This window comes from Planococcus salinus (assembly GCF_003719725.1).
GTDB classification, from domain to species: domain Bacteria; phylum Bacillota; class Bacilli; order Bacillales_A; family Planococcaceae; genus Planococcus; species Planococcus salinus.
Genome location: NZ_RIAX01000008.1, coordinates 103,009 through 119,776, shown reverse-complemented (window position 1 = coordinate 119,776; position 16,768 = coordinate 103,009). Strand labels below are relative to the sequence as shown.

Below are 16,768 nucleotides of genomic sequence, written 5' to 3'. Positions count from 1 at the left end.
GCGGTTACAGCCCATTTTCAGCTTTATATTGCTCCATCACTTGCAGTAACACCGAAAAGTCAACGTTGTGTCCACTGATGATAATTGCCACGTCTCCTTTTTGCTCCTGGAGTTTGTTCCCCAACACCGCAGCAATACCCGTCGATGCGGCCCCTTCCATAATAAGCCGGTGATGATGGACCATGTAGGCCATCGCGAACGCAATGTCTTGTTCCGGAATCAGCAAGGTATGATCCATATAGCGGCTGCACATATCGAATGTATAGCGGTTTGCAAGTCCGATTCCACCGAGAAGGCTGTCCGCCAAAGTTTCGGTTTCCTCCATCTCCACTGGCTTTCCGGCTTTCAAGCTCTCATACATGACAGCCGACTTCTCCATCGAAACACCTGTCACTTGAATGGACGGATTATTCGATTTCACTGCCAATCCAATTCCTGAAACTAATCCCCCGCCCGACAATGGCACAACGACATCCGTCACAGTAGGCAACTCTTCCAGTAATTCAAGCCCGATTGTTCCCTGGCCAGCTATCACGTCCGGGTCGTCAAATGGTTCGATGACAGTCATCCCTTCCGTTTCCTGCAATTCATAGCAACGTACCCCTGCCGCGTCCTGGCTTTCTCCCACAACTTCAATTCTTGCTCCATAACTTTTCAAAGAAGCCACTTTCGCTGATGGGACACGGTTTGAGATGCAGACAACCGCTTTGATGCCCAATTGTTTCGCCACAAACGCCACGGCCATGCCGTGGTTACCGGTCGAATAGGTGGTAACGCCCCGGACCTTCTCCTCTTCCGTCAAACTGAGTATTTTATTGGCTGCGCCCCGTATTTTGAAAGCACCGATATCATGGACAGTTTCCAGCTTTAAATAAACTTTTCTTCCAATTTTCTCAGACAATATCGGCGATTCTATCAAAGGCGTTTTGTCCACAATAGGGGCAATCCGCTTTTTGGCCTGCCAGATATCCCTCATCTCCAATTTTCCTGTCACTGCCGTTCCCTCCCGCCATTCCTTGATGTCACGAAGATTGAAACATACTGTTCAGTTAACTGTCATAATTTCTCCTGGTTCTTTTCCTGACCGAAAGAAGGCGCCTAGCCCTTGAACGGATTTTTCCATTCCATTAATAAGGCGAAGTTATGGGACTCTTCGTCTTCCAGGTAGTTGCCAATCAAAGTCACCGGAGTACGTCCTGTGCGCAGAAGAAATGAGATAACGGGGTCTTTCAATTCTCCGGCAATGACTTTTTCAATATACTGTTGTGGACTCAGTTTCTCTGCGTGGCGGTGGTATCCCGGCATCCGTCCTCCTCCCAGAACCCGTTCCAAACCATCATGTATGACCCGGTCATACATGCCCTGCATCAATAACTTACCTAAATTCAATGCACGGAATTCGGGCTTGATGCAAACATCCACTATGTATAAAGTTTTGCCTTCCGGTCGATGAGTATGGATATAACCGTTTGCCGTTATTTCTTCCCATGTATGTTCCGGCTTTACAGGATCGAAGTCGACCAACAAGCCTGTAATGGACCCGGCCATTTCACCTTCTACTTCGACGCATAATGCCCCTTCGGGATAACGTTCCACGTGATTGGTCAGCTGTTCTTCGTTCCACCACAGGTCGGACGGAAAAGGGGGAGGGAAACTCTCCTGCTGAATAGTGATCAATTCCTTGAAGTCTTCCCGTCCATAGTTCCTCACGACAGCCTCAACCGGCTTGCCCTCCTGAAAAACATACTGCCGTTTATAGTACATTTCATACTCTCCTTTTCAAATCTTTTTCTGTTTCCCGGATTGTCCGCGCCGGATAGATCCTGCTTCTCCATTGGTTTCTGCAGTTTACAATGGAAAAGCAGTTCAGCAACAGACTTTTTGTCTGTCCATCCCAAGTCTATCCTTTTCTTTCTCTGCGTTCATAAACGAGCGAGGATACATTTTCACTTTCATATTCTCAATTGATATACACGCGCTTCGAATGGCTGCAGTTCCACATGATTGACAGTCTCGTAATTGCCAAGCAACAGATCAGCGTTTCGGGGAGCATTCCAAATACACGGTTCCCCGCTTAAATTGGAAATGATCAGCAGCTTTTCATTTGAATCTTCCCGTACATAGGCGTATACCGATGGACAGCCCACTTCTTCCAATTCATACGTGCCGTAAATCAGGACCTCTTTTTCTTTTCTCAGGGCAATCATTTTTTTGTAGAATGAAAAAATGGACTGCGGATCATTTTTCTGGTTCTCGACATTGATCCATTTGTAATTGGGATTGACTTCAAGCCAGGGACTGCCTGTTGAGAAACCGGCATTTTCCCCGTCGGTCCACTGCATTGGAGTACGCGAATGATCCCGACCGCTTTTTTTGACCATTTTCATCACGGCTTCATGCGACAGCCCTTCCGCCCGTTTGTAGCGGTACAGATTCAAGGTTTTGATGTCATCATAAAAATCGATCGTGTCGAAATCCACATTCGTCATGCCGATTTCCTGCCCCTGGTAGATAAATGGAGTGCCCTGCATGAAAAAATAGGTGAAAGCAATAGCCAGGGCACTTTCCCTCCAGTACCTGCCATCGTCTCCCCAAGTGGAGACGATCCGGGAGCGGTCATGATTTTCAACATACAAAGCATTCCAGCCGACATCCTGTGCTTCTTTTTGCCAGCGTGTCAGAATCTCTTTCAACGCCGTTACGTTAACACCGCTTTCTTCGTCAGGTTTCCGTAAATACCATGTCTGAAACTGGAACACCATATCAAGCTTGCCGTTTTCTTCGCTGATCCATTCATCAATCTCTTCAGGCGTCACGCCGTTCGCTTCCCCGACCGTCATCAAATCATACTTCGAAAACGTCTGTTCTTTCATTTCAGCCAGGAAGTCATGGATTCCTTCCACATCCGTCATTTTCTCCCAGGCCGGCACATATTCCTTGCCTTCTGGGTTTGGCATGTCCGAATAATCTTTTTTAATGTGGCTGATGGCATCCACACGGTAGCCATCCACACCTTTGTCACTCCACCAATTGATCATTTCGTATAAAGCTTGCCGCACCTCCGGATTTTCCCAATTCAAATCAGGCTGCGCCTCAGCGTAAAGGTGAAGGTAGTACTGGCCGGTCTTTTCCTCATAAGTCCAGGCAGGACCACTGAAAATGCTTTCCCAGTTGGTCGGTTCGTCACGCCACACGTACCAGTCTCTTTTTTCACTGCCACGGGACGATCGTGATTCGATAAACCAGGGATGCTGGTCACTCGTGTGATTCAGCACCAGATCCAGAATCATTTTCATGCCGCGCGCATGAACTTCTTCCAATAGCCGATCGAAATCCTCCATGGTTCCCATTTCTTCCATGATGTCATAATAATCACTGACGTCATAACCGTTGTCGACATTGGGGGATTTGTACATCGGACTCAACCAGATAATATCGACGCCAAGCTCTTCCAGGTAATCCAGCTTGTCAAATACACCTTTCAAGTCACCGAGGCCATCCCCGTCAGTATCATAGAAACTGCGTGGATACACTTGATATACCACCGCTTCTTTCCACCACGTTCTCTTCATCGCTTTCCCCTCCCCGCAAAAGCGGTTTAACCGTTGTCCTGAACCAGTAATGCAGCTCCCAGCACACCTGCTTCATTTCCGAAATGCGCTATTCTGATGTCCAAGGGATGCAGCTGTAAGCCTTTCAGCTTCTCTGTCATCTGATCAATCCATAACGGCGCCGAATCTGATACGCCCCCGCCGATTACCAGCACTTCCATGTCAAAAGCAGCTTGCAGCGTACTGATGGCAACGGCCAAATCAGTTGTGAATTCATCTGAAATTCGGGCAGCCTGCTTGTCAGACTGAGCGGATTCAAATAGTTGCTGCGGTGAAATCTTCAATTCCGCCTCCCATATCTTTCTCTTGAGCGCTGTTCCTGAAAGATATTGTTCGAAGCATCCTCTTCGCCCGCACGTACACCGGACTCCACCGGGATGCAGGATCATATGGCCGATTTCCGCAGCTCCTCCGTGGGGGCCTCCATTCAACAGCTTGCCGTCCCATAAGATGCCCCCTCCAAGACCGGTTCCAAGAGTCAGGCAGACAATCCTGCTGTAACCCTTCGCCGCACCAAATTTTGCTTCTGCAAGTGCCGCGCAATTTGCATCATTGTCCACTTCAACACGCCTGCCGGTAGCTTTCTCCAATAACCTCTTGACCGGTGTGCCGGTCCATCCTGGAAGCGTTTCGGTCGCATAGATGACATATCCTTTTACCGGATCGATAAACCCGTGGGTTCCGATGCCAATCGCTTCAATCTCCGGGTGATCTGCCAGAACTCCCAGCAATTGCTGTTCCAAATAAGGATACAGCGGCAATTCTGTTGGTATTTTTTTATCAAAAGACAAGCGGCCATCCTGTTCGACAATCGCTATGCGGATTTTCGTTCCGCCAATGTCAACACCCAGTTCTTTTGCCATAAGGCCCTCCTATCTTTGTCCGTGAAGAATCGCAGCTTATATCCTGTTTACTTGTTCTCTCAATTCATCGATCCATTTCCAATCAGCTATTTGGATGGCATCTGTTACATGATGAGGTTTACTGGCTCCGACAAGTGCAGTCGTGACTGCAGGCTGATTCAATATCCAGGAAAGAGAAAATTGCGACATATTGACATCATATTCTTGCGCCATTTTCCGGTATTGGGCCACCCGTTCAAAATTCTCATCAGTGAAATATTTTTGTATGAGTGCTTCCCCTTTCGCTGCACGGCTTCCTTCCGGCATGTCTTCTTTTGATTTGTATTTGCCGGATAACACGCCACGCGCCATCGGGCTGTAAACCAACAGCCCAACTTCTTCAGACAGGCAAAACGGAATCACTTCCTGTTCCAGTTCACGCGACAACAGATTGTACTGCGACTGGGAAGATACGAAGCGTTCCAATCCTTGAAGCTTGCTGATGCCATCTGCTTTGGCCATTTGCCAAGCTGCAAAATTCGAGCAGCCGATATAGCGCACCTTTCCCTGCTTCACCAAATCAGTTAATGCTGATAAAGTTTCTTCAATTGGTGTACGTTCATCAAAACGATGAACCTGGTAAAGGTCGATATAATCCGTTTGAAGACGGCGCAGGGAATGTTCAATCTCTCGCATGATATGAAACCTGGATAAGCCGCGGTCATTTACATCTTTGCCCATCGGCAAACCGACCTTTGTAGCCAGTACAACCTTTTCCCGTCTCCCTTTCAAATACCGCCCGATTATTTCCTCTGACTCTCCTGTACCGTGTATGAACGCCTCATTCTGGCCTTTGCCATAAAAATTCGCTGTATCAATTAAATTGATCCCGGCATCCAAGGCGGTGTCCAAGATTTCCACCGAAGCCTGTTCATCAATCCAACGACCGAATGCCATGGTTCCCAAACTTAAGTTTGAAACCTGTAATCCTGTAGACCCTAACCTTCCGTACTTCATCAAATTCCTCCCTCGATTCAGAGCAATGCTGCCCGTTGTCTTTAAATTTCATTACAGCGGACGCTTTCTGCAGACTGGACAATGCGAAAAGTGAATTCCATTATTTCGCCTTCACTAGTTATTTCAATATTCTCATTGTTTTTCCCTTTAATATCTTCCATATTTTTGGTTACCCTTCTTATACAAGTGGTATGACATGAACAAAGGAAAATTTGCAAAACAGAAAGGAATGTGAGCGAAGGATGAAGAAAAACTGGTTGAACGAAGCAAATTATACCGTCGTCTTCACCGGTGCCGGGATGTCGACTGAAAGCGGCCTTCCTGATTTCCGTTCAGCAAATCAGGGCTTGTGGCAACAAAAAGATCCGAGCCAGGTAGCCAGTGTCCAGGCATTGAACGACAATGCTGAAGAATTCATCGACTTTTACCGGAAACGGGTGCTCGGAGTAAAAGAATTTGAACCAAACAAAGGCCATAGATATTTGGCTCAATGGCAAAAGCAGGGACTTGTCCAGTCAATCATCACACAGAACGTCGACGGTTTTCATCAGCAGGCAGGCAGCGAAAACGTAGCAGAACTTCACGGTACACTGCAAAAAGTCCATTGCCAATCATGTGGCACCAGTTACAACAGCGAAGAATTTTTGGACGGAGAAGCCCGTTGTACATGCGGCGGTTTACTGCGTCCGTCTGTTGTGCTGTTTGGAGAAATGCTGCCTGGAGACCCGTTTGACATGGCTTTGCAGGAAGCGGAACGAGCTGATTTATTCATTGTGCTCGGTTCATCACTGTCCGTTTCACCAGCCAATCAGTTCCCGCTGGTCGCCAAAGAAAACGGAGCACGGCTCGTCATTGTTAACCGGGAGTCCACTCCGTTCGACGATTATGCAGATGAAGTCATTCATGAGCGTAATATTGGAGAAGTGCTGGAAGAGTGGGATGGACTTTTGAAGTGAGTGAATAAGACCTGTTGTCTGGCTAAGTTTCTGATTGCCGGTAAAAGACAAGCGCTTCATATGGCCGCAGCGTGAGTCTTTTCCCTCTGGCCGGCTTACTGTAATTGCCGATCAGGACCTCTCCGTCCGGTTGTTCAAAGCTTCTTGTGTTTGTTGAAAAATTGCAGTAAACGATTAAATGCTCTGTCTCTGTCTTTCTTTCATAGGCAAAAACTTCTTCATCTTCTTTGTGAAAAAGCATAAAGTCTCCTGCAATGAGGACAGGAAGCTTTTTCCGGAGACTGATAAGTGCTTGGTAATAGGCGAAGATTGATTGTGGATGATGGCGGCTTTCAGTATTGATGCTTCTATAATTGGAGTTGATGTCAATCCATGGAACGCCTGTGGTAAAACCGGCATTCGGCCCGCTTGTCCATTGCATCGGCGTCCGTGCATTGTCACGTCCTCTGCGATAAATTTCCTGCATGATTTTCTCATGGCTCCTGCCTTGCTTCCGCTGCTCATGATAATGATTGAGCGTTTCAATATCTTTATACTTTTCAATGCCTTCATATTGAATATTGGTCATACCCAATTCTTCTCCCTGATAGATAAAAGGGGTTCCGCGCATGAAAAACAGGCAAGTCGCCAGCATTTTGGCCGATTCCACACGGTATACATGATCATCACCAAACCGGGAAACTGACCGGGGCTGGTCATGGTTGTTCCAATACAAGCTGTTCCACCCTTTTTCTTGAAAAGCCGATTGCCATTTCTCCAGGATTTTCCTCAATTCAACCAACGAATAGGTTCGGGGTTGCCATTTGTTACCCAATTCCTGATCCACCCCCATATGTTCAAACGTAAAAATCATATTCAATTCCCTGCTTTCCGGACTGGTATAGCGCAACCCTTCTTCAGGACCTGTCTGCGGAGTCTCTCCCACCGTTACAATGTCGTAATGGCAAAGCACTTCATCGTTCATCTCTTTCAGATAATGATGGATTTTAGGCCCATTGATGAAATAAGCAGTGCCGTCACCTGCCGGTCCGTCCGGAAAACGCTGATCTTTTGACAGCATATTGATGACATCCATCCGAAATCCATCAATTCCTTTATCCAGCCACCAGCGCATCATTGCATAGATTGCTTGGCGGACACCTTCTTTCTCCCAGTTTAAATCGGGTTGCTTTTTTGAAAACAAATGTAAATAATACTGTCCACGTGCTTCATCGTACTGCCAGGCAGAGCCCCCAAAAAACGAACGCCAGTTGTTCGGCTTGTCACGCCAGATATACATGTCCGGCCGGGACCGGAACCAATCGTGCTCATCTGATGTATGATTGACCACCAGATCCATAATCAGCCGCATACCTTTTTTATGCACGTTTTCGAGCAGTTCATCGAAGTCATCCATTGTGCCGAATTCTTTCATGATTTTGTGATAATGACGGACATCGTACCCGTTATCGTCGTTGGGCGAATCATAGACCGGTGACAGCCAGATCACGTCGATGCCCAGCTCTTCCAGGTAATCAAGTTTTTGGATGATGCCTTGCAAATCCCCGATTCCATCACCGTTTGAATCCTTGAAACTTCTCGGATAAATCTGGTAAACCACCGCGTTCTTCCACCATTCTTTCATACGCCTCTCCTCCCTTATGATAGGTATACCCGCTCTTCTCTTTTTAGGAGACATGAATTGCCGAAAAAGAGTTAAGAAATAAACAAATGAAAGAGCAGTATGTTTTCACTCTTTGCTTTGTGTTAACCAATACATAAATTAAGTTGACTTAAAATTTCATTTTTTCTATAATTGCATTATCACTGGTTGAGGAGGAGTCAAATGAGCACCACAGTATCCAGAACAGCAAATCATACACGCACGTTAAAACTAGTACATATTGCCATGTTTTCAGCGCTGATGGCGATCGGGGCCAATATTTCAGCATTCCTGATTATCGGGGGCGTCCCAATTACCCTCCAAACCTTCTTTGCTATCCTGGCTGGCATCTTGCTTGGCAGCCGGATGGGCGCTTTTGCCATGATTGTCTATACTTTTATCGGTTTGGCAGGCGCACCGGTCTTCGCTCAATTTTCAGGAGGCATGGATACGCTGATCAGTCCCACATTCGGTTTTGTCATTTCTTTTATTTTATTGGCATATGCAGTGGGTTTCATCGCAGAAAAATTTCTGTCCCGCAAAGGGTTCATCGCAGCCGCATTAGCGGGGCTCTTCATCAATTATTTCGTTGGTACAAATTGGATGTATGCAGCCTATAAGCTGTGGTTCGCCGCTCCGGAAGGATTCACTTATCAAATGGCGTGGGCCTGGATGGCCGCACCGCTGCCGAAAGATTTAATCCTTTCTGTCCTGGCGGGTGTTTTCGGCTACCGGCTCAGACCAATCATTCAGAAATATCTATAACAGAAAAAACCGATTGCCATCGAAGGCCAATCGGTTTTTGTATGCTCATTTTTAAGACTTTGTTTTTTTGGGTATACTGGAAGGATAGAAAGATTTAATCTGTACAGTGCAAAGGAGAATGTGCATGGCTGTTTTTGATTCAAACGGGACAGAAATCTATTACGAAGATATTGGAGAAGGTCCGGCTTTACTGCTGCTGCATGGCTTGACGAGCAATCATGCCATGTTTTACAGGGAAATCGATTTTTTCAAAAAGAATTACCGGATTATCGCACCGGATGCGCGCGGCCATGGCAATTCCGCCAAGTCGGACTCTTATTCGTTGGAAGATCATATCCAGGATGCTGTTGCGCTGCTGCGCCATCTGGAATTGGAGTCGGTTGGCATCATCGGCGTGTCCATGGGCAGTTATACTGCACAGGGAGTGGCGATCGAAGAACCGGATCGCGTCAAGAAACTTCTTCTTGTTGCTACAAAATCGCATGGGGTGCAGTCTTCTACAGCCGAATTGTTCGCTAAACACAAAGAAGAATTGAGCGGCCTGAATCCGATTGACAAAATGAACAAAGCTTCAAAGTATATTTTTCATAATCGGCGGGCTGTTGGAAAATGGCTGAAGAAAACCGCTGACAACAGCAATCAATTGACCATCAATGAGCAGGAAATTGCGGCGCAGGCATTAAAAGGCTTCGATTTCCGGGAACAGCTCCGCAAAGTGACGGCCGAGACACTGGTGATCAGCGGCAGGCATGATGGATTGAATCCGCCTGAAAAAGGGCGCGAAACGGCTTTTCTGATTCCCAACGCCACCTTTATGGAATTCAAGCGCTCAGGCCATGCACCCAACGTGGAACAGGCGCGGCTGTTTCTTGGCATTGCAGAAAATTTCCTGGAAGATTGATGCAAAGAAAAGCGGAAGTGCCCGTTCAGCCCTGAAAGGCATAAGGCGAACCAGCGAAGTGGCGTTCTTTGCCACACAGCTGGGGTGACTTAGGACCCGAAGAGCTGGGCACTGGAGACGGGACAGGAAATACCTAATTTACAAAGCCCTTTCAAGTTTGGAAACTTATATCTTCTTGCCCAATAAAAAAAGCGGCTCATCAAACCGTTGAAAAAACGGAGATGAGCCACTTCTTTTATTTTTTCCCTGGCATCGATTGCCATTGGTCTTTCAACCATTGGTCAAAACCTTCGCCTTTGTCTCCTTTATACGTGTCGTAAATGTCTACACGCGTTTTCTGCAGCTTGGCTTCAAAGTCTTCAAAACTGTGATCGGCCGGCAGGCTTTTTTTAATACGCAGCATCGCTTTGGATGTGCCTTTGATCAGTTCGTATTTATGAGGTTCCGGAAGATGGACGTTTTCTCCCAAGTCCTTCAAACTCTCGTAAGCTGCCACTTGCACCTGGCGAACCGGATCGTGTTGCATCCGGTGAAGCAAAATATCGATGGTTTGCTCACTTTTCCATTTCCCCAGCTCTTCGACCGCAGCCAAACGCTCTTTCCAGTTAGCTGTCCGGTTGGCGGCTTTTTTCAATTCCTCGTAATTCGGCGGCAGGTTGTTCGTGTTCTGTTGTTGCTTCAAACCATTCAATCTCCTTTGGTCATTTTCCTTTGCGGAAAATGGATGCTTGCATTTCCTGTACGAAATTACAGCTCTTATTGTAGTGTATCATTATCCGTGACCACTATACAGTTAAAAACATGTATTACTGCAGTGTCTTCGAACAGGTTTCCTGCATCACATAAGAACCAGAGCCGTAAGAACTTCTATCTTTGAGTAATAGAAAAGCGCTTGTGTTTTTTACCCGCATACTTTTAACTCTTCCGCCCTTAAGATTTGATTCCAACTTTACTGCTTTTCTTTGAAAAATAATAAAAAAAAGCAGTAAATCTATTGAAGTTTTAGATAATTCAATATATTATAAAAAAGTGTCATCAAAATAATGGGAATGGAGGAATTAAAAGATGAAAAAGAGTATTGCAGGAATTTTTGCGGGATTGTTTCTGGTAATGGGCTCCACTCTAAGTGTCGGAGCAGACAATGGCGACATGGATTGCGGAGATTTCAGCAGCCATGAGGAAGTTCTGGAGTTCTGGGTAGCGAATGGTTATGGTCCTGATAATGACCCCCATGATCTTGACAGAGACAATGACGGTTTAGCTTGCGAAGTAAGTCAGAGTGAATACGATAACTACATAGCTAGCCAGGATACAAACGGCGCTTCTGAAGGAACAAGTGAAGAGCAAGAAGATGCTGAAGAAGGGGCAGCTTTGCCTAATACCGCTTCAAATGGCCCCTTGATGATGTTATTTGGAGCTGGCGCTGCCGGAATGGGCTCACTTCTTTTATTCCGCCGGAAGAAACAAATGGCTTAAAGTGAATTTAAAGCGGCAGGAATCCCCTGCCGTTTTCCTTTGAGGTGATATTGCATGAGAAAGTGGTTAGGAATCTTTCTAATCATTACAGGAGTGGTTATGGGGCTTTATCACTTTTCTGAGTGGTATACAGGCCAAACAGCTGCTGAAGATCTTACCGAAGAAGAAATTGAAACATACGAAGAAATGGTAAAAGAGCCTGAAGTACTTATGCCGCCCCCACCAGATCCTTCTCCCCTCTTTACTTCGGATATCAGCCGTGAACCAGGAGAAAAAACAGCTGTTCTGCTCATTCCAAAAATTGAGCAAAAGTATTCTGTTTATTGGGGAGCGGACGATGCTACTTTGAAAAAAGGTGTAGGTATGTTTGTCAGCGATCTGACTACCGTACCAGGGGGTCATGGCCACACGGTGTTAAGCGGCCATCGCGATACGGTATTTACCGGATTGCAGGAACTGCAGAAAAAAGATGAGCTGCTTGTAGAGTACGAAGATAAAATCTATGTATACGAAATAACGGACACATGGATTACTGATCAGCACGATCGTACAGTAATTGTAGAAAAAGACAGCTCAACTTTAACTTTAACCACTTGTTATCCATTCGATTACATTGGATTTGCTCCAGATCGGTATATTGTCCAAGCGAAGTTGATATCGACAAAGGACAAAAAGCTGAATGAGTAAATGATTACGCGAAATGAAAAGTGGCTCGGGAAATCCGCATCAGGATATTTCCGAGCCACTTTCTTGTTTCATTGTAAATTTACAAGCACACCCTAAAGATTTTTCCCTTTCTTCCGCCTTCTTTTCGCATCACTTCAACCTGTGGTTTCTAATTAACCCCCACACGACAAAAGCTACGAAGAACAGACACAAAACGACAAATATCAATCCGTATCCAGAATGACCCTCTGCATAATTCAAGTACGCAAACAGGCCCATGGTCACCGCACTGATCGAAAGACTAAGTAAGATCAATGGTTGTATTTTCACGGCATTCCGTCCTGCTCCACTGGTTTTCGACTCCTTCATTACAATTCTTCCGCAGCCCGTATAAACCGCTCCACTTCTTCCAATGTGTTATACGGTGCAAGGCCTGCCCGGACCCATGCCCCGTTTTTAGTCACATCCAAGCGATCCGCTAATGTCGATGCATAGAAATGACCAAAAGCAACGAAGATGCCATGCTGCTCAGCCATAATTTTGCAAACTTCTTCCGGTGTATAACCGGTGACCTGGAAGGCGATGGTCGGTGTTTTCGGAACGTCTGGCCCTGCTTCATACAACTTCACTTTATCAATCGCAGCCAGTCCTTCTCTCAGGCGTTTGGCCAATTGATTTTCATAAGCTTCGATTTGTTCGATTCCTGTTAAGATGCGTTGTCTTCTCGTATCTCCTTCACCGAAACTTTCAAAAAACTCGATAGCCGGCTGGATGCCCGCAATGCCTTCGTGGTTTTGTGTGCCGGTTTCCAGTTTGTCCGGATAATAGCTTGGTGCCGTTGTTAACTTATAAGGGTTCAGATTTTTAAACACTTCTTCTTTAATGGTCGCAATTCCGACATGCGGCCCAAAAAATTTGTAAGCGGAACACAACAGGATGTCGATTCCCTGTTTGTCACGGTCAATCGGGATATGAGGCGCCGCATGTACGGCATCCGCCGCCACTAATGCGCCGACTTCTTTTGCGCGTTTCACAATCGGTTCGATGTCTACAATCGTCCCGATGGCGTTGGAAGCAAGTCCGACAGCCACCAGTTTTGTCTTTTCATTGATGAGCTGATCCAAGTCCTTCAGTTCAAGTGTCAACGTATCCGTGTTGACAGGAATCCAGCGTATTGTCAGTCCCCTGTCTTCTGCCATCATAATCCACGGATCGACATTTGCACGGTGGTCCATTTCGGTGACGACAATTTCGTCACCGGGCTCAAATTGTTTGCCAAGTGCATTGGCGATGGCGATGGTCAATGTCGTCATGTTGGCGCCAAACGCCACTTCGTTTTCCTGGACATTCAAAAAATCACTGACAGCGCTTTTCGCGTCCGCAATGATTTGTTCCGTTTCCCAGCTGGAAGGATAAGCGCCGTGCAGATTCGCACCGCCTCGCTCCATATAGGAAGCGATGGCTTGGATCGCTGATTGGATGACCTGCGAGCCCCCGGGACCATCAAAATAGGCCGCATTTTTTCCTTTATAGGTTCTTTGCAAAGCGGGAAATTGCTGTCTTACTTGCTCAATCGGAAAAATCGTTTCTGTTGTTTTCATCTAATTCCATCTCCTTTATTAAATATATTCTTCAAAACCTTGCCATTTCCCCCTGCTCACTGAAAAACTCTTCAAATTTTCATACATATTGTCCTCCAAACCACAGAAAGTAAGCGATGGCACCTACATTGATGATGGTTAACAAAAGGGCGGCAATGGCCATCTTCTTTTTTTCCCGTTTGTCTGAAAACGTCAGGACCGCCAATCCCAAGGAAACAAGTGACCCGATGAAAATCGTGTAGACAAGAATCACTTCCATTCCGGTATGGAGCACTGACACCAGAAAATCAATGAAGATCATCGCCAGAGATACCACAATACTGACCCCCAAAAAAGAATAGCTTTTCCATGAATAGCGGGTTTCTTTCATTTGAACCCCTCCTTTTCTTTTTTTTCTGAAAATATAAGATACGTAAACCGTACGGGTCTTGAAGTATTTTTTCAACTGTCAAACGTTGCAACCTAGTTTGTTGCATTTTTTCGGTTATTCGCATATCCTGACGTATTAGCAATCACCTACCGGGAGGAGAAAGTATGGAGCAATTCGATCAATCTCTTGAATCTTTGATCCACAGTGCCGGTTGGCTGGCACCTTTTTTGTTTATCCTGCTTCATGTACTCCGGCCAATCCTGTTTCTTCCCGTAATCGTGGTCTGTATTGCGGGCGGTGTACTGTTCGGTTTTTTTGAAGGAGCCATCCTGTCTTTTGTCGGATTGTCACTGATGACGCTGATTTCCTATATACTGGTCAATAAATTTCCGAAATTCCGGCACAAAATGTCCCGACTGAAAAAGAAATTGTTTCAAGACCGTACCATTTCAGTAAGCCAGGTCATGATTTTGCGTATTATGCCTTTCGTTCATTTCCACCTGCTTTCACTGTATTTAATGGAATCGACAAAATCCTTCAGGGAATATATGAATTATTCGGTATTGGGTGTCATTCTTCCCGCTGTGGTCTATACGGCTTTCGGTCAAATCATAACGGAACTGTCCTGGATATCGACAGCCCTCCTGTTCCTTGCCCTGGCATTGATCTACAGCCTGGCCGGCAAATTGAACAAAGCACGGCTCCATTCCCGCACGCTTGACTCGAACAGATGAACATACAAACACAGCCCTGTGCTGTGTTTTTATTTTGGAATTAATTACCAAATCTTGTATTGCCATTGTTATTGTCATATACTAATAATGTATGCACTTCTTTTAAAGTATAGAAGATGCCACATATGAATCCACAGCAAGGAGAACGACAGCAGCACATGAGTGAATTATCGAGAGAAAAACAGATTGAACAATGGATTCGATCGATTATAGAAACAGTTGGAATAGATATTGAATTGGTTTCAAAAAAACAGGGGTGAACATGAGTTACGACTTCATTAAGCATCGCGTCGGAGTGGATGTACAGCGTGTACAGCAGGCAAACAAAGAATTGCCGGCTCCCCTCCCCCTTGAACTTTATGTCAAAATACTGACTTTGCACGAGCTCGGGCATGCCCTCGACCGTCCAGCGTTACAGGCTTCATTGCCGAGAACAATTGAAATATACGAAATGAAAAAAAAGCACCCGCTGGAAGAGCAATACACTCACCCGGAGCTGCTTGCTATGCGAATTGAAGAACACAAGATGAACATCGCCTTTGAAGAAGCCGCTTGGGCAAACGCCAGAGAGATGAATGAGCGGTACCATCTTGCCGATCAACAGAGCTTTGAACAGGTCAAAGTCCACAGCCTGCAGACTTATGAGAAAAAATATCAACGGGACTTGCAGCTGTATGTGAAATTGACTGCGGCTCAAAAAGAGTTTATCGCTTGATGAATCGCTGTTATACAATATAGAACCCCATTGGTTCAGACACTGAAAAGAGCCCTATCTGGATAGGGCTCTTTCGTTTATTTTATTCAGCTATAGGCTGGCCACTTGATTCCACTCTTCGTTGAACAATGCGCAGGCGCGTGAAAAAACCGACGGCGGCGCATGTCAACCCGATGGTGATACCGATCCACAATCCGAATGGTCCAAGTCCTGTAAAAGCAGCCAGCAAATAGCCGACCGGAATGCCGATTACCCAATAGGAAGTAAACGCGATGAGAAACGGCAGCTGCACGTCTTTATAGCCCCGAAGCACTCCCTGCAGTCCGGCTTGCATAGCGTCCGATAATTGATAAAAAATCGCGATGATAAAGAACTGCCCCGCCAATACGATGACTTCCGGGTCTTGACTATAGAGAGACGCGATCGACTCTCTGAAGAAAAACAGGAACACAGCGCCTGCCGCCAGAAAGCCAACGGCCCCAAGTACCCCCAGTTTACCGTACTCCTTGGCAGCCTGGTATTTCCCTCCGCCGACCGAATAACCGACGACGATCGTCAATGCCATCGAAATGCTTAACGGAATCATGAAAATTAGCGAGGTGAAACTCAATGCAATTTGGTTAGCCGCAATGGTGACAGTCGAAAACATGATTCCCACGAGCAAAGTGACCATCGAAAAAATACTGGATTCAAAGAAAATCGACAGTCCCATCGGAATTCCGAGTGTGAGCTGTTCTTTCCACGCTTTCCAGGATGGCAACGGCCATTTGGTGAAAATCCCGTAACTTTTGACTTTCGGCAGTTGGAACGTCATCCAGATACTGAACCCCAGCATGATCCAATAAGTAAAAGCCGTCGCATAACCGGCACCGATCCCACCGAGCGCAGGCAGTCCGAAATTTCCGAAGATCAAGCCATAGTTCAACAGGATATTAAACGGCACTGCCAATACCGTAATATACATGGTGATTTTGGTGTAGCCTTGTCCGTCGAAAAAGTTACGCAGCACATTCGCCAGGAACAGCGGAATAATGCCAAGTGATAACCCAAGTAAATAGTGGAACGCGATGTGATGTACTTCGGGCGCCAGGCCCATGAATGTCAGGATGGAATCCAAAAACAAATTGCCTGCCAGCACGACCAGCAAAGCGACCACGACAGCCAGATACAACGCCTGTGTTACTGAATAGGTGATTTTATGCCGTTGGCCACTCCCCGACAATTGGGCAATAATGGCCGTAACTGCCAACAAAATTCCGTTGACGCCCGTGAACACCGGCATCCATAAACTGGACCCGATTGCCACACCCGCCAAATCGTTTGTACCGACTCGTCCGGACATCATCGTGTCGACTAAATTCATGGCATACAGGCTTAACTGTGTGACCATGAGCGGCCATACGATCGAGAGAAATAAACTTATTTTTTCTTTCTGCGACTCTGCATGATACATACATCTTCCTCCATCTTTC

At 46.1% G+C, this 16,768-nt stretch carries 18 protein-coding genes; 8 read left to right on the top strand and 10 right to left on the bottom strand.

Annotated elements, in window-relative coordinates:
- Positions 1 to 4 precede the first annotated feature (4 nt).
- The 5 genes from eutB to EEX84_RS11760 all read right to left on the bottom strand — a co-directional run bounded on the left by eutB (position 5) and on the right by EEX84_RS11760 (position 5,470).
- Complete coding sequence (gene eutB, locus EEX84_RS11780) at positions 5 to 976, bottom strand: hydroxyectoine utilization dehydratase EutB (RefSeq protein ID WP_123165867.1); 972 nt, start codon at positions 974 to 976, stop codon at positions 5 to 7.
- Positions 977 to 1,098: 122 nt separating this feature from the next.
- Positions 1,099 to 1,764, bottom strand: coding sequence for a GNAT family N-acetyltransferase (locus EEX84_RS11775; RefSeq protein ID WP_123165840.1), 666 nt, complete (start codon positions 1,762 to 1,764; stop codon positions 1,099 to 1,101).
- Between the two features lie 188 nt (positions 1,765 to 1,952).
- Positions 1,953 to 3,572, bottom strand: coding sequence for a glycoside hydrolase family 13 protein (locus EEX84_RS11770; protein ID WP_123165839.1), 1,620 nt, complete (start codon positions 3,570 to 3,572; stop codon positions 1,953 to 1,955).
- Between the two features lie 26 nt (positions 3,573 to 3,598).
- A complete protein-coding gene (locus EEX84_RS11765; protein ID WP_123165838.1) occupies positions 3,599 to 4,474 on the bottom strand; it encodes an ROK family protein in 876 nt (291 codons plus the stop codon).
- Positions 4,475 to 4,510: 36 nt separating this feature from the next.
- Positions 4,511 to 5,470, bottom strand: a complete 960-nt coding sequence (locus tag EEX84_RS11760; RefSeq protein WP_123165837.1) for an aldo/keto reductase — start codon at positions 5,468 to 5,470, stop codon at positions 4,511 to 4,513.
- A gap of 242 nt (positions 5,471 to 5,712) precedes the next feature.
- On the opposite strand from EEX84_RS11760, the gene EEX84_RS11755 reads away from it, so the two are divergent.
- Positions 5,713 to 6,426, top strand: coding sequence for an NAD-dependent protein deacylase (locus EEX84_RS11755; protein WP_123165836.1), 714 nt, complete (start codon positions 5,713 to 5,715; stop codon positions 6,424 to 6,426).
- Between the two features lie 22 nt (positions 6,427 to 6,448).
- Here the strand turns inward: EEX84_RS11755 and EEX84_RS11750 are convergent, their stop codons facing one another.
- Positions 6,449 to 8,050 (bottom strand): glycoside hydrolase family 13 protein, encoded by a 1,602-nt coding sequence (locus EEX84_RS11750; protein ID WP_123165835.1) that lies wholly within the window; start codon positions 8,048 to 8,050, stop codon positions 6,449 to 6,451.
- Between the two features lie 201 nt (positions 8,051 to 8,251).
- Here EEX84_RS11750 and EEX84_RS11745 point away from each other — a divergent pair, with 201 nt between their 5' ends.
- Both EEX84_RS11745 and EEX84_RS11740 read left to right on the top strand, forming a co-directional pair.
- On the top strand, positions 8,252 to 8,833 hold the full coding sequence (locus tag EEX84_RS11745) for a biotin transporter BioY (protein ID WP_123165834.1): 582 nt from the start codon (positions 8,252 to 8,254) through the stop codon (positions 8,831 to 8,833).
- A gap of 124 nt (positions 8,834 to 8,957) precedes the next feature.
- Complete coding sequence (locus EEX84_RS11740; protein ID WP_123165833.1) at positions 8,958 to 9,734, top strand: alpha/beta fold hydrolase; 777 nt, start codon at positions 8,958 to 8,960, stop codon at positions 9,732 to 9,734.
- Between the two features lie 235 nt (positions 9,735 to 9,969).
- Here the strand turns inward: EEX84_RS11740 and EEX84_RS11735 are convergent, their stop codons facing one another.
- Positions 9,970 to 10,416 (bottom strand): HEAT repeat domain-containing protein, encoded by a 447-nt coding sequence (locus tag EEX84_RS11735; protein WP_123165832.1) that lies wholly within the window; start codon positions 10,414 to 10,416, stop codon positions 9,970 to 9,972.
- Positions 10,417 to 10,799: 383 nt separating this feature from the next.
- Between EEX84_RS11735 and EEX84_RS11730 the strand changes: the two genes are divergently transcribed.
- Positions 10,800 to 11,210 carry an LPXTG cell wall anchor domain-containing protein gene (locus EEX84_RS11730; protein WP_123165831.1) on the top strand — a complete coding sequence of 137 codons (411 nt, stop codon included), beginning with the start codon at positions 10,800 to 10,802 and terminating at the stop codon, positions 11,208 to 11,210.
- A gap of 54 nt (positions 11,211 to 11,264) precedes the next feature.
- Positions 11,265 to 11,897, top strand: a complete 633-nt coding sequence (locus EEX84_RS11725) for a class D sortase (protein ID WP_123165830.1) — start codon at positions 11,265 to 11,267, stop codon at positions 11,895 to 11,897.
- A 347-nt stretch (positions 11,898 to 12,244) separates the two neighbouring features.
- Here EEX84_RS11725 and EEX84_RS11715 read toward each other — a convergent pair whose 3' ends face one another.
- The gene (locus EEX84_RS11715; RefSeq protein WP_123165828.1) at positions 12,245 to 13,477 is read right to left on the bottom strand and encodes a cysteine desulfurase-like protein; all 1,233 of its coding nucleotides are present in this window, start codon (positions 13,475 to 13,477) and stop codon (positions 12,245 to 12,247) included.
- Positions 13,478 to 13,556: 79 nt separating this feature from the next.
- Positions 13,557 to 13,847 (bottom strand): hypothetical protein, encoded by a 291-nt coding sequence (locus tag EEX84_RS11710; RefSeq protein WP_123165827.1) that lies wholly within the window; start codon positions 13,845 to 13,847, stop codon positions 13,557 to 13,559.
- A 164-nt stretch (positions 13,848 to 14,011) separates the two neighbouring features.
- On the opposite strand from EEX84_RS11710, the gene EEX84_RS11705 reads away from it, so the two are divergent.
- From EEX84_RS11705 to EEX84_RS11700, 3 genes are all read left to right on the top strand, one after another.
- Positions 14,012 to 14,581 carry a TVP38/TMEM64 family protein gene (locus EEX84_RS11705; protein WP_123165826.1) on the top strand — a complete coding sequence of 190 codons (570 nt, stop codon included), beginning with the start codon at positions 14,012 to 14,014 and terminating at the stop codon, positions 14,579 to 14,581.
- Positions 14,582 to 14,706: 125 nt separating this feature from the next.
- Complete coding sequence (locus EEX84_RS16745; protein ID WP_275669733.1) at positions 14,707 to 14,841, top strand: hypothetical protein; 135 nt, start codon at positions 14,707 to 14,709, stop codon at positions 14,839 to 14,841.
- 2 nt (positions 14,842 to 14,843) lie between these two features.
- Positions 14,844 to 15,296: an integrase gene (locus EEX84_RS11700; protein ID WP_240033970.1), complete on the top strand. Its 453-nt coding sequence runs from the start codon at positions 14,844 to 14,846 to the stop codon at positions 15,294 to 15,296.
- A gap of 82 nt (positions 15,297 to 15,378) precedes the next feature.
- Here EEX84_RS11700 and EEX84_RS11695 read toward each other — a convergent pair whose 3' ends face one another.
- The gene (locus tag EEX84_RS11695; RefSeq protein ID WP_123165825.1) at positions 15,379 to 16,749 is read right to left on the bottom strand and encodes an MATE family efflux transporter; all 1,371 of its coding nucleotides are present in this window, start codon (positions 16,747 to 16,749) and stop codon (positions 15,379 to 15,381) included.
- Positions 16,750 to 16,768 lie beyond the last annotated feature (19 nt).